The following is a 14,030-nucleotide window of genomic DNA, read 5'->3' on the forward strand; positions in this document are numbered from 1 at the left end:
CCAAGAACAGGCTACCTTGCGGAGAGTGTCCTGCATTCCAACCGGAGCGGCGCAACACCGCTCCCGCGCTCGAGGCGCTCAGGCTGATGCACTCCAGACCTCTCTCGGCTGCTCGCGCGTGAAGCGCATCTCGTCGTCGTTCCGTCGCTCCAGTCCTGCCGGCCGCCTCTAAGGCAGCCGGGCCGTGAATAGGGGGTTTACACCAAGGCCGAGGCTGCGTCGATGTAGCCTTCAGCCGCCAACTTCTCCAGGCGCGAGAAATAGGCCCCGCGCGCCTCCGCATCCGAGTCGAACCAGAGCCGCTGATGACGCGACTCGCCGGTGCGCGGGCCCCACTCCACCGCCACCACCTGCCCGTCCAGCGACACGCGGTACACGGTTTCGAGGCCACTTTCCGCGTCGCGGCGCACGTAGGAGCGCGTCTCCGCGCGGATGAGCTTGCGGCCCTCCGGCGTCTGGCGCAGCGCTTCCTCCTCCGCGCGGCGGCGCGAGTACGCCAGGCGCAGCGCGAGCAGGTGCTCGCAGGGGCCCTCGCGCACGCCGGAGCGGCGGTGGTGCGGGCAGCCGCAGTTGGCTTCGCGCAGGCGGCCTTCCACGTCCAGCATGAAGCTGGGGAAGAAGCTGCGCACGGCCTCGCGGTCCACCACCTCGCCGTGGATGCGGGTGCCTTCGCCCACGACCTCGTGGACCTTGGTGAGCTTCACCTCGCCCGCGCCTTCCAGCAGGCGGTGGGCGCGCGCCTCGAGCTCGCTGCCGTAGCGGATGACGGCCTCGTCCACCGGGGTGGGCATCAGCTCGCGCGGGCGGTACTCGCCCCGGGCCACGTCGAAGAGGACGCGGCCTCGCAGGCACTCCAGTTGGAGCGCGGCGCGCACGGATTCCTTGGGCGCACCGGCGTTGGCGACGAGCGTCTCGAAGGACAGCGGGCCTTCCGCGCGCAGCCGGTTGCGCAGCTTCTCCGCGAGCCCGTCCGGCACCGCGCGGGGCATGAGGGCGTCGAAGGCGGCGGCCGAGGACCAGCCGCTCTCCGTCCAGCCCGTGAGGCCCAGCGTCAGCGTGGCCGCGCCCATGTCGATGACCCAGAACACCGGCAGGCCGGGCCCCAGCAGCTGCACCCGCACCGAGTGCGCATGGGGCAACAGGCGCGCGAGCGCGGCGAGGCGCTGGCGGCCGAAGGTGCGCACCACCGCGGGAGCGCTGCCCGTGTACGTGCCGCCGTGGGCCTCCAGCACCAGCTCCCACGGCTCCAGCACCAGCCGGGGCGGGGCGCCGGGGACGAGCTCGAAGCGCAGCGCGCGCGGGGCCTTCTTCGCCTTGCGGGTGCGCAGCGCGAATAGGAGGTTGTAGAGGTCCACGGGCGCCAGCTTGCACGTGCTCGCGGGCAGCGTGGCGGCGGACTGCACCTGGAGGAAGCCGCGCAGCCACGCGTGCGGCACCTCCACGTTGCGCGGCTCACGGGCCGGCTGCGAGGGGCGCGCGGGCAGGGCGACGTGGGCCTCCAGCGACACGGGCACGTAGGTGCGCAGCCGGTCCAGGCGCGCGGGCAATTCCGGCGGCACGTCCAGGAAGGTGGAGCCGTGCGCGGCCTCGCGGCCGTCGAAGAGGGCGTTGTCGAAGGACAGGCGCGCGTAGGCGCTCTCGTCGCGGGAGAACACCTCCAGGGACACGCTGTCCGGGTCCACCGTGAGGACGGGGTCCAGCACCGCGTCCTTCTTCTCCTCGCCCTCCAGCGCGTTGTCGAGGAAGGCCTTCTGCGCCTCCCAGATTTGCGCGCTGGCCCGCTTCCCCTGCTTCATGAGGTACGCGAGGTACGCGGTGCGGTCCTTGCCCCGGTAGCGCAAGTCGCTGGAGAGGATGCCGAAGGTGGCGGCGAGCGCGTCGCGGAAGAGGGCGGAGTCCTTCACGCGGCCGCGCACGCCCACGGTGCCGCGCGAGCCCTCCAGGGAGAGCAGCACGCGCGAGGCGTCCGGCGCGGCCTCCACGTCGCTGGCGGTGGCGTAGCGCAGCTCGACGGGATGACGGGTGGCGGTCGTCACGACGGAGTCCCTTCCTTCCGGGCGCGCTCGGCGGCGCGACGTGCACGTTTGTGGGCGCGCCAGGCGGCCTTGCGCACTTCCACGGGTTGCGAGTTGTCGAAGGCGGCATCGTGCAGCAGCTTCGCCGCGTCGTCACCGCCCGCCCGGCTCAGCGCGGCCCAGGCGTCCTGCTTCACGTCGGCCTTCGCGCTCCGGGCCAGGGCCAGCAGCGGCTCCACGGCCTTCGCGCCCAGCATCGCGGGCACGGTGAGGCGGCGGCCCTCGGAGGTGGTGAGCGTATCCTGCGTCGGCTTCACACCCGTGGGGCCCAGGGCCACCGGGTCGAAGGGCTTCACCTCCAGCGCCCACGGCGTGGCGCGCTCGGGGGCGAGCTTCGCCAGCGCATCCGCCGCCGCCGCGCGCACCCGGGCGTCCGGGTCGCTCAGCGCCGCGCGGAGGACCTCCGCCGCGGCGGTGCGCTCCTTGTCGGAGAGGACGGCGGCGGACTGGAGCGTGCCGCCCGCCGTGCCCAGCCGGCCCAGGACGCGCGCGGCCTCCTGACGGACGCTGGCGGGGGCTCCGGCCTCGCCACCCTGGAGGATGGTGCGCGCGGAGTCGAAGAGGGCGGAGGCACCCAGGCGGGAGCCGGCCCACAGCAGCCGCGCCCACGCGGTGGCCAGCGGGTTGCGCTTGGGGGCGGGAGCGGCGGCCCACTCGGTGGCGGAGCGGCGCTCGGCCGTCACCAGCGCGCGGGACACCGCGGCCACGTCCACCTTGCCCGACTCGCGCGCCTCACCCGTCCACGTGCCCACCAGGGACGCCGCTTCCTCGCGGGCCTCCGGCTTGTCGTGGCCGAGCAGCGCCACCGTCTCGGGCACGGGCAGGGCGCCGCGCCGCGCGAGTCCCCGCCGCAGCCTCAGGCGCAGGTCCGCGTTGGAGAGCGTGGCCAGCCGGGGCACCAGCAGCGCCGGGTCGCCCTCGTCGGAGAGGTACGCGGCCGCCGGCTCGGAGACGTCCGGGTAGCGGCTGGCCACGGCGTGGAACTCCACCCGCGTGCGCTCGGTGGGGAAGAGCACGTCGAGCGCCTTGCGCGCCTCCTTGCGCACGTCCTCCTCGTCGTCGTCCAGCGCGAGGGCGAGGGCGGTCTCCGCCTCCGGGTCCTTCAGCTTCGCCAGCTCCTGCGCCGCCGTGGTCCGTACGTCCAGGTCCGTTTCCGAGTCGCCGAGCAGCGCCTCCAGCTTCACGCGAGCCCGCTCACCGCCGATGGCGCGCAGACCCCGGATGCCGGCCTGCTGCAGGTCCAGGGAGGTGCCCTCGACGGCGGCGGTCTCCACCTTCTCCTCGACGCGGCGGCGGTCCTCTCCGTCGGGCAGCTTCGCGGCGAGGCGGCCCAGGCCCTCAATCGCGGCGGCCATCATGGAGGGCTCGGTCGGAGCCTCCGGCGTGCCACCCGCGGCCACCGTCTCCAGCTCGGAGAGGGCGCGCGCGTCGCCCAGCGTGCCCAGGGCCAGCAGGGCGCGCTCGCGCTGCCCGTCCTCACCGGCGCGGGCGTACAGGAGCAGGGGCCGCAGCGCGCTGGCGCGGCCCTGGTGTGCCACGCCCTCGGCGGCGGGCAGCATCAGCTCGCGGGCGCCACCACGCAGCACCTCCTCGAGGGGCTCCACGCTGGCGCCGTGCTCGATGACGCGCTTCGCGTAGCGGGCCACGGCTTCCGCGCGCACGGTGACATCGCGGTCGGCGAAGAGGCCCACCAGCACTTCGGACTGGCCGGCCTCGGCGCCGTGCTCCAGTTCCTTCACGGCGGCCTGCCGCACCGCCGCGTCCTGGCTCTTCACCGCCTGGCGCAGGAAGCGCACGGCCAGGGCCGCGTCGCGCTTCTTCACGTCGATGCCGGCCACCTGCATCGCCGCGGTGATGCAACTGGAGCGCACGGCGGCGGACTCGTCCTCCAGGCAGCGGCGGGCCAGCACGTCCAGGGCCTCCGCGCGGTGCGTGTTGCCGAGCGCCGCCACCAGCCGCTGCCGCTCGTTGGCATCCGGAGCGGCCTGAAGCCGAGCGGCCAGGGCACCCACGGCGGCGGGCGTGGCCAGCCGGCCCAGGGCCTCCACCGCGCGCTTCGCGGCGGCCGCGTTCTCCGAGCGCAGGAAGGCGGCGAGCACCTCCACTGCGCGGTCATCCCCGCGCCACGCCAGCAGCTCCGAGGCGCGCAGGCGCAAATCCTCGTGCTCGCTGGCCATGGCCCGGCCCAGCGCCTCGGTGACGCGCGAGTCGTTGGCGCCGGCCAGCCGCTCGATGACGCCCACGCGCAGGTCTGCGTGCTCGCTGCCCAGCGCGGCCAGCAGCGGCTCCAGGCTGCCGGGCGGGCTGAGCTTCTCCAGCAGCTCGAAGGCGTAGCGGCGCACGTCCGCCAGTGGCGAGTTGAGCGCGGCGGCGATGCGCGGCTTCGCGACGTCTCCGCGCTCCGTCAGCTCATCCAGCGCGGCGCGGGCCACGTCCGGGGCCAGCGAGGCCAGGGCGAGCGACAGCGGCTCGTCGCTACCGGCGGGGTACAGCTCCTTGAGGCCCGCCAGCGCCGCCTTGCGGACGAGCTGGTGCGGGTCTTCCAGGGCGCGCAGCAGGGCGGCCACGGCGGCGGGCGTGCCGGCGTAGCCCTCCTGCGTCAGCTTCACCACGCGGTCCACGGCGTCGCGGCGCACGCGGTGGCCTTCGTCATCACCCGCGGACACCTGCCGCAGCAGGCCCACGTAGGCGCCGAAGGCGAGCCGGCGCAGGTGCTGCCGCTCCGCGCTGGTGGCCGCCTCGGGCGAGGCGCCCGGCACTCCCGGCTTCACCGCCGAGAAGAGGCGCCGCAGCCAGCTCTTCGCGGGCGTGGCCGACACGGGCGAAGTGGTGGGAGCCGTCTCCGGCTTCCACGGGGCCTCCAGCGTGCGCGGGCGGGCCACCTTCTGGGCTTCGCGGAAGTAGTCGAGCGGCTTGTTGCGCAGCAGCAGCACCTGGGCCGCCGCGTAGCGCTGCTCGGGCTGGTCGCTGGAGAGGGCCTCGGCGAGTCCGACCATGCGCTTGGCGCGGTCCTCCTCGGCGGGCCACTCCTTCATGTCGCCGGCCTTCTCCGGGCGCGGCGGCAGCAGGGCCTCCACCAGGTGTCCGCGCGACGCGTCGGCTTCCGTGCGCAGCTCCAGCGCGCGGGCCGCGGCGTAGCGCACCTCCGGCCTGCCGCTGGAGAGGGCGCTGGTGAGCAGGTCGGGCGGCTCGCCCCGGCGGTTGGCGCGTAGGTCGCGCGCGAGGACGATGGCGAACACCATCTCCTGCACCTCGCGGGCGCGGTCCTCCAGGCCGTGCAGCAGACCGCCGTCACCGTCGGGGCCCAGGGCCGCGAAGGAGAGGATGGCGCCGAGGCGAATCGGCAGGTGGTCATTGCGCAGGTTGCCCGTGAGCACCGGCAGGGCGCGCGCGTCGCCCAGGCGGGACAGGCCGTCCGCCGCCCACGAGCGCACCGCCACGTTGGCGTGGCCCAGCGCGTCCAGCAGGTAGCCCTCGTCGCCCCGGCGGCTGGCGGTGGCGAGGCCACGGGCGCCCTGCTCCTGGATGTCGCTCAGCTCGTGCGGCACCAGCACGGTGGCGAAGAAGTTGAGCAGGCGCCGCGAGCCCAGCGAGGCCAGCGCGCGCGAGGCGCGGAAGCGCAGCGGGTTGAGGAACGCGGGCGGGTAGAGGCGCTCCAGGTCCTTGTCGGTAATCAGGACCCGCATCGGCTCGATGATGTCCTCGGCGCCGCGCGGGGCCAGCAGCTCCGCGGCGCGCACGCGCACGTAGAGCGAGGCCGACGCGATGCCCGCCAGCAGCGGGCCATTCTCGCTCGGCACCAGCTTGTCGAGTGCCTCCAGCGCGGCGACGGCGACGTCGACATTCTCGTCCTGCACGAGCTTCAGCAGCGGCGAGCGCAGCGTCTCCACGGGGGCGTGGACGGAGCCCTTCGCGCCGGCAATCCGCAGGGCGGCGTGCGTGGACGCGAGTGCCGCGAGGTGCGGCTCCGGCTTCTCCTTGCCGGCCAGCTTCACCCACGCTTCGTACGCGGCGGTGGCCACTCCCGCGTCGCGGTCCTCCACCGACTTGCGCAGGCGCTCCAGCGCCCAGCCCTCGGTGCCGCGCTGGGAGAGTACCTCCACCGCGCGGTTGCGCAGGTCCGGGAAGCGGCCGGAGAGCGCACGGTCCAGCGCCTTCTCGGGCACCTTCTCGTTCCACGCCCACAGCGTGCGGAAGGCCTCGCCGCGCACCTTGGCGGACTCGTCCTCCAGCGCGTCTCCGAGCAGCGGCTCCGCGCCCTGCGTCGCCGTGCCCAGCTTCACCAGCCTGTCGAGTCCGCGCACGCGCACGTCCTCGTGACCGGAGCGCAGCGCGGCTTCGGCGGCGGACAGGGGCGCCTCGACGTCCAGCGCCACCACCGCGTCCAGCGCGGCGGCACGCACGTCCGCGTCCGCGTCGTCCAGCATCCATACCAGCCGCTCGCGGGCCCGCGCGTCCTGCAGCGCCTGGAGCGAGGTGGCGGCCTGCCGGCGGATGGCGGACTCCGGTTCGCGAGAGAGCTGGAGCAGCGCGCCCAGCGCCCGGCCATCGCCGAGCTGCGCCAGACCGCGCGCGCCCCGCACCGCCGTATCCGCCGTGCGGCAGGCCATGGCGGCGAGCAGCGGCTCCAAATCGGACTCGACGAGCGCGCCACCGACGGTGCCCTGGGCGGGCAGCGCGTCGCGGGCGGCCTGCACCTCGGCGTCGGTGAGCGGCGCGTTGGCGGCGACCCCCTGGGCACGGCGCGCACGCTGGGCCAGGCGGCGGGCCACGTCGCGGGTGGCGCGGGCGAAGTCCTCGTCGCGCGACTCCAACGCGTGGGCCAGGGCGCGGCGCTCCAGCACGCGCACCGTGAAGGCCACGCGGCGCACGTCCGAGTCCGCATCGTCCAGCGCGCGAGCGGCCAGCGGTTGGAGCTGCGCGTGGCCCAGCAGGCCGGCCCCGGCGGCGCGGATGAGCACCTCCACCTTGAGGTGCGCGGGGCCCCGCTCGAAGGCGGTGCGCAGGGGCTCGGTGGCGCCGCCCGGCGTGACTTCGGAGAGGGCGTCCAGCGCGGCCAGCCCGACGGAGGCCTCGGGGTCCGCGAGCTTCCCGGCGATGAGGCCGGGCACCAGCGGGGACGTGCCGCCCAGGAGCGCCAGCGTCTCCAGGCCGGAGACGCGGATGTCCGCATAGCGCGAGTCCAGCGCGGCGCGCGGGGCGGCCAGGGGCGACTCGGTCTCCAGCGTCTGGAGCGCGGCCAGGGCGGCCTTGCGCACCATCGGGTGGTCGTCGTTGAGGCGCTCGCGCAGCTTCGGGCGCGCGGCGGTGCGGCCCTTCGCGGCCAGCTCCTGCGCGGCCAGCTTGCGTACCTCGGCTTCCTTGTCCGAGCCGAGCACCTGAAGGACGAAGTCGAGCGCCTCGGCCTCGTCCAGCGCGGCGGCCTCGCGCACCGAGGCCTCGCGCTTGGGGCGGCCGGCCTTGAGGGACTCCGTCAGCAGGTCGAAGCCGTGCTGGTAGGAGTCATGGTCGTCGGTGGGCTTGCCGTCCACCGCCACGCCGTAGCGGTGCGTGCGGCGGTCCTCGCCGGCCGCGAAGACGGAGCCCAGCGTCGACTTCGCCTGTCGTCCCTGCGCCGGGACGAAGGTGAGGGCGTTCACCGCCTTGTTGCCCACCTCCAGCGTGCGCGGCTTGCGGCGCTCGTCCAGGCGCCATGCCTTCACCTTGCCGTCGCTGCCGGCGGACCAGATGCGGTCGGCGGGCTCCTCACCGCCGGGCTCGGCGGCGGGCGTGGGCGGGAAGAGCAGGGCGAGCACGGAGCCGGCATGGCCGGAGTCCTTGTCGCCGCGCACCTCGAACTCCACCGCGCCGACGAGGTACCAGATGCGCAGCTTCCCATCGTCGCCGCCGGAGACGAGACGTCCGTCGCGCGGGGTGAAGGTGAGCGCGCGCACGGCGCCCTCGTGGCCGGGCATGTCGCGCCGGGCGCCGGTGGCCACGGTGAAGGAGCGCACCACGCCGTCATCACCGCCGCAGGCCACGTACGTGCCGGACGGGTCCACCGCGACCGCGCGCAGGGGCTGGGGCGACGCCTTCCACTCGCTCAGCTTGCGCGTGGACTCCCAGTCCCAGGCGCGCACGGTGCCGTCCATGCCGGCGCTGAAGAGCTTCTTCCCGTCCGCGCTGGATGCGAGCGCGGTGGCGCCGCCGGGGTGGACGCCGTTGAGCTGGAAGGGCGTCTTGCCGTCGGAGAGGGTGCCGAAGTGCAGGGTGCCGTCGGCACCGGCGGCGGCCCAGCGCTCTCCGGAGAGGACGAGGGCGAGCACGGCGGAGGGCAGCTCGGTGCTCCACAGCACCTTGTTGGAGCCCGGCTCGTACGCGGTGACGCGGCTGGCGGCGGAGGCGCGCGCCCCACCCACCAGCAGCAGGCGGGCATTGGCCGCGAGCGCACGGACCTTCTCGATGTTTCCGATGGCGAGGACGGGCATGACGCTCCTTGCGGGGGGCCCTTCTTAACACTCCGCGTACGACGGGTGGAGCAGGAGTCGCCAGGTTCAGCGCGATGAAAGGTGGGGGGCGGCCGGCCACCCCGGATTGATGTAGGCTCCCCGCCGCCTTTCCGTTGGGGGCTTCTTCTTGTCCGCGCAACACAGGTCCACGGTGACGACGCGTCACCTCATGGCGCTCGCCGTGCTCACGGTGCTCCTGGCGGGGCCGGCCCGCGCCCAGGAACCCGATGTGCCGCTCGTCGGGGCGCTGCACCGCGTGTGGGGCCTGGACGACGGGCTGCCGCAGAGCTCCGCCCTGGCGCTGGCCCAGGCGCCCGACGGGCACCTCTTCGTCGGCACCCAGGAGGGCCTCGCCCGCTTCGACGGACGCACCTGGAAGGTGCTGGACCAGGCCGCCGGCATGCCGTGCGAGGAGGTCATGGCCCTGGCCACCGTGCCGGACGGCACGCTGTGGGCGGGCACCGCCGGCTGCGGGCTGGTGCGCCTCTTCAAGGGGCAAATCACCCATATGCCCACCCGCCCCGGCCAGGGGGGAGATCGCGTCTCCGCCCTGGAGCGCACCCCGGACGGCACCCTGTGGGTGGGCACGGACCATGGCCTCGCGCGCCTGAGCGCGGGCCGCCCGCTCACCTTCGTGCCGGCGCTCGGCACCCTGGATGTCAGCTCGCTGGCGCCCTCGAAGATGGGGATGTGGGTGGGCACCCGCACGGCCGGCCTGTGGCACGTGCGTGAGAACTCCGCCGAGCGTGTGAGTCCGCCCGGCCCGCTGGACCACGTGACGGCGCTCACCGTGGACGCCGACGGCACGCTGTGGGTGGGCACGCATACCAACGGCCTGTGGCGCCACACCTCGGAGGGAGGCTTCGAGCCCGGCCCGTCCGAGGTCCCCGCCCGCATCATGGCCCTGCGCGTGTCGCGCCACGGCGGCCTGTGGGTGGGCACCGAGACGGCGGGCTTCGGGCGCCTCAAGCGCGGCAAGTACACGCCGACCCAGGCCGTGACGCCCAACGCGGGCGTGGTGTCCTTCCTCGAGGACAGCGAGGGCAGCCTGTGGGTGGGCACCTTCTCCGCCAGCCTCCACCAGCTGCGCCGCCCCGAGCTGGACGTGGTGGGCACGCCCGAGGGGCTCGCCGACGACTTCGTCTGGAGCGTGTACGAGGACCGCGAGGGCGCGGTGTGGATTGGCACGTCCGGAGGCGTGCTCCACCGGTGGAAGGACGGGCAGCTCACCCGCTATGGCGCGGCGGAGGGGCTCCCCCAGGGCCGCATCCTCGACATCCTCCAGGACCGCCAGGGCACGCTGTGGCTCGCCACCAGCGTGGGCGCCAGCCGCTTCCGCGACGGCCACTTCGAGCTGCTCACCACGAAGGACGGGCTGCCGAGCAACATCGTCTACTCCCTCTTCGAGGACCGCGAAGGCGCCCTCTGGTTCGGCACGCGAGGCGGGCTGGCCCGGCTCTTCGACGGCCAGTGGCACGTCTTCACCACGCAGGACGGGCTGTCCAAGGACACCGTCACCAACATCCGCGAGGCGCCCGGGGGCGGGCTGTGGCTGGGCTCGGCCTCGGGGCTGGACTTCCTGGACGCCAGGGGCGTGGTGCGCAAGGCGGGCCCGGAGCAGGTGCTGGCGGGGCGGGACGTGAGCGGGCTGGTGCTGGACGCGGACGACCCGTCGACGCTGTGGGTGGCCACCGACGATGGACTGGCGCGCGTGAATGCCGAGGGCGTGAAGGTGGCGCGCGGGCGGGACGGGCTGCTCGTCAACAACCTGCTGTCCGTGGTGGATGACCACCGCGGCCACCTGTGGATGGGCAGCAACCGCGGCCTCTACCGCGTGCCCAAGAGCGAGCTGGCGGACTTCTTCGCCGGCCGCGCCGAACGCGTCCATACGGTGGCGTATGGGCGCTCGGAGGGCATGCGCAGCATCGAGTGCAACAGCTACTCGAATGCCGCCAGCCTGCGCACGCGCACGGGGGAGCTGTGGTTCCCCACGGTGATGGGCGCGGTGCGCGTCCCCGCCTCCGCCGAGCCCCGGCCCCGCATTCCCCCACCGCTGCACATCACCCAGGTGCTGTCGCGCGGGCAGGTGGTGGACCCGGAGAAGGGACTGCCGCCCGGGGTGCTGGACGTGGAGCTGCACTGGGCGGCGCTCACCTTCGTGGCGCCGGAGAAGGTGCGCTACCGCTACTGGCTGGAGGGCTTCGACTCGGGCTGGGTGGAGGCCGGAGACCGGCGCGTGGCGTACTACACGAACCTGCCGCCGGGGGAGTACCGCTTCCGAGTCCAGGCGGAGGCCGCGGACCGGCGCTGGGGCCCGGTGGAGACGGGCGTGCTCTTGCACCGGCCCGCGCGCTTCTTCGAGGCCACGGGCTTCCTCTTCACGGTGGGGCTGGCGCTGGTGGGCGGAGCGCTGGGCACCTACCGCTGGCGCGTGGGCCGGCTGCGCGCGCGGGCGGCGGAGTTGAGCACGCGCGTGGAGGAGCGCACGAAGGAGCTGGCCACCGCCAACTCGGAATTGAAGACGGCGCTGGACACGTCCGCCGAGGGAGAGCGCAGCCTGCGGCTGCTCATCGACCGGCTGCCCATCGCGCTCACCGTGTACCAGGAGGACCGCGCGGTATACGCCAACCGGGCGTCGCTGGAGTTGATGGGCTACGAGCGCCTGGAGGACTCGGTCGGGCACTCCGTCTTCGACCACCTGCCCGAGGAGGAGCATCCCCAGTGGCGCGAGCGGATGCAGGCGGTGCGCCAGGGCGCGGTGCTCCCGGAGCGGCTGGCGCGGGTGATGCGCCGGGACGGCACGGTGGCGCTCGCGCAGGTGTGCGGGGTGATGCTGCGCTTCGGGGGGCACCCAGCGGTGGTCTCCGTGGCGCGCGACGTGACGGAGGCCCGGCGCATGGAGGAGCGCCTGCGGCTGTCGGACCGGATGTCCGGCGTGGGCACGCTGGCGGCTGGCGTGGCGCACGAAATCAACAACCCGTTGTCCTACGTCATCGGCAACCAGCAGTTCGTGCTGGAGCGCCTGGAGCCGCTGCTGGAGGGCTCGCAGGGCGAGACGGCGCACGTGCCGGTGTCCACGCTGCAGGGGCTGGCGGAGGCGCTGCGCGACGCGAGCGAGGGCGCGGGCCGGGTGCGCCACATCGTGCGTGACTTGAAGACCTTCAGCCGCGGTGACGAGGAGTCCACGCGCCCGCTGGACGTGCGGCCGGTGCTGGAGAGCGCGCTGTCCATCTGCGCCAACGAGGTGCGCCACCGGGCGCGCGTGCGCCGCGAGCTGGGAGTCGTGCCGCTGGTGGTGGCCAACGAGGCGCGGCTGGGGCAGGTGTTCCTCAACCTGCTGGTCAACGCCGCGCAGGCGATGCCGGACGGACAGGCGGAGCGCAACGAGATTGTCCTCACCACCTTCACGGACGCGCTGGGGCGCGCGGTGGTGGAGGTGGCGGACACGGGGGGAGGCATCGCCCCGGAGCACCTGGAGCGCATCTTCGACCCGTTCTTCACCACCAAGCCGGTGGGCGTGGGCACGGGGCTGGGGCTGTCCATCTGCCACGGCATCGTCAGCGTGCTCGGGGGCGACATCCAGGTGGAGAGCCAGTTGGGGAAGGGCACGCGCTTCCGCGTGGTGCTGCCGCCCGCGCCCGCGGACGCCGGGGTGGAGGTGCAGGTGGCCCGGGTGCTGGAGCAGCGCGCGGTGGTGTCGAAGAAGGCGCGGCTGCTGGTGGTGGACGACGAGCCGCTGGTGGCGCGCGGCGTGGCGCGGCTCCTGGCGAACGAGTTCGCGGCGGAGAGCACGTCGAGCGCCCGCGAGGCGCTGGAGCGCCTGTCGCAAGGCGAGCGGTTCGACCTGATGCTGTGTGACGTGATGATGCCGGAGATGAGCGGCGAGGCGTTCTTCCACCAGCTCTCCGAGGTGGCGCCGGACCAGCGCGAGCGCGTCGTGTTCATCACCGGAGGGGCCTTCACTCCGGAGGCCCGCGCGTTCCTGGAGAGCCTGCCGCCGGGGCGGTGCCTGCTCAAGCCGCTGGCCGCGGACGTGCTGCGCGCGCTGGTGCGGGAGCAGCTCGCGCGGGCGTGAGCGTCCTGGGGCGCGTGTGACTCTCTGGCAGGGCCCCTCCGAGTGCGCTCGGATGGCGCGCGCGGATATGCTGTCGCGCGCGTCGACCCGGGGGGCCTGGCATGACGACGAAGTGGCTGTGTGCAACGAGCACCTGTCCAAACCCGGACCTGACCGAGCTGGTCACCGTGGCGGCAGGCAAGACGGCTGTCTCCGTTCTCGAGGTCTTCGACCCGGAGGCGCGTACCCCGGCTCCCGCGAAGCCGCGCTACTCCGATGTCGAGCTCATCTGCCCGCACTGCAAGACGCGGCAGATGTTCGACCTCCGGCGGACGGAAGCGGAGGTGAAGGGCCGGCCCATCCTCGACACCGAGGCCGTGGCGCTCGACAAGCTGCGGGCCCTGTTCGAGCCCCAGAAGTCCGCTGAGCGCCTGGAGGCGTTCGGCACGTGGCTCTTCGGCGGGACTGCCTTCTTCACCACGCTGGTGGGCTTCTACGCGTACACCGTGCACGACACGGTGAAGGCGGGCTCGCAGGTCTTCTTCACCGTCGCGCTGGCGCTCCTGGGCCTCAGCATGGCGTTCGCCGCGCGCATGAAGACGCCGGCCCTGAAGACCTTCAATCCGGACAGCCCGAGCAGCATGCTCAAGGCGCTCGAGGAGCGGGCGACGGAACGCAGCGGGCAGCTCAAGGTTGCCTCGGCCTGCTTCGCGGCGGCGCTGGCGTTCGCCGGTGCGGCCCCGGCGCTGGGGGCACTGTTCTCCAGCACGCCGGACGCGCAGGTAACGACGAGCTACACGCGGGATGCCAGCGGGAAGCTGAGCGCCGTGCTGAGGGCCACCGCGATGAAGCCGGGTGACGTCTTCGGCGCGAGGCTTCACAGGCAGGGCTCGCCGCAGGCGGTGTTGCTGGAGGGCTCGCAGGCGGTGAAGGCGGACGGCACCGGCGAGCTGACGCTGGAGGTGGCGAAGCTGGAGGCGAAGGACGGGCCGTGGGAGCTGGCGACCTATACGCGGGGGCAGGGCACCGCGGAGAAGGATGCCGGCGTCCATGTGCTGACCGGGCTCGCCGTGCCCGTGCCCGTCGCGCGTCCGGAGCCCTCGCTGAGCACGACGTTCTCCTTTACGCAGAAGGGGAAGCTGACGCTGGAGGCGCTCGGCTCGGCGCTGAAGCCGCACGAGCCCGTGGAGTTGCAGGTGCGCCAGGGCGACCAGGTGCTGGGCTGGACGCGCGGCGTGGCGGCGCAGGACGGCGCGGTGTCGCTGAAGCTGGAGCTGGCCACGGTGGACGTGAGCAAGGAGCCGGTGGTGCTCACCGTTCTGGGCAACAACAAGGACGGCAAGCTGGAGCCCCTCTTCGAGAAGCTGGTGCCGGGGCCCGCGAAGGTGGCGGCGGACGGCAGGTAGGGAGGAA

The 14,030-nt window shown here is 73.9% G+C and carries 4 protein-coding genes; 2 read left to right on the top strand and 2 right to left on the bottom strand.

Annotated features, from left to right (window positions below; genetic code table 11):
* Nucleotides 1–197: 197 nt before the first annotated feature.
* Together G4D86_RS14000 and G4D86_RS14005 are read right to left on the bottom strand one after the other, a co-directional pair.
* A complete protein-coding gene (locus tag G4D86_RS14000; protein ID WP_163993654.1) occupies nucleotides 198–2,036 on the bottom strand; it encodes an SWIM zinc finger family protein in 1,839 nt (612 codons plus the stop codon).
* Nucleotides 2,033–8,542: a HEAT repeat domain-containing protein gene (locus G4D86_RS14005; protein WP_163993656.1), complete on the bottom strand. Its 6,510-nt coding sequence runs from the start codon at nucleotides 8,540–8,542 to the stop codon at nucleotides 2,033–2,035. The genes G4D86_RS14000 and G4D86_RS14005 overlap by 4 nt, the downstream gene beginning before the upstream one ends.
* Nucleotides 8,543–8,690: 148 nt before the next feature.
* Here G4D86_RS14005 and G4D86_RS53785 point away from each other — a divergent pair, with 148 nt between their 5' ends.
* A complete protein-coding gene (locus G4D86_RS53785; RefSeq protein ID WP_163993658.1) occupies nucleotides 8,691–12,638 on the top strand; it encodes a hybrid sensor histidine kinase/response regulator in 3,948 nt (1,315 codons plus the stop codon).
* 101 nt (nucleotides 12,639–12,739) lie between these two features.
* Entirely contained in the window at nucleotides 12,740–14,023 is a 1,284-nt protein-coding gene (locus G4D86_RS14015) for a hypothetical protein (RefSeq protein WP_163993660.1), read from the top strand.
* Nucleotides 14,024–14,030 lie beyond the last annotated feature (7 nt).

The sequence above is a fragment of the Pyxidicoccus caerfyrddinensis genome (genome assembly GCF_010894405.1).
GTDB lineage: Bacteria > Myxococcota > Myxococcia > Myxococcales > Myxococcaceae > Myxococcus > Myxococcus caerfyrddinensis.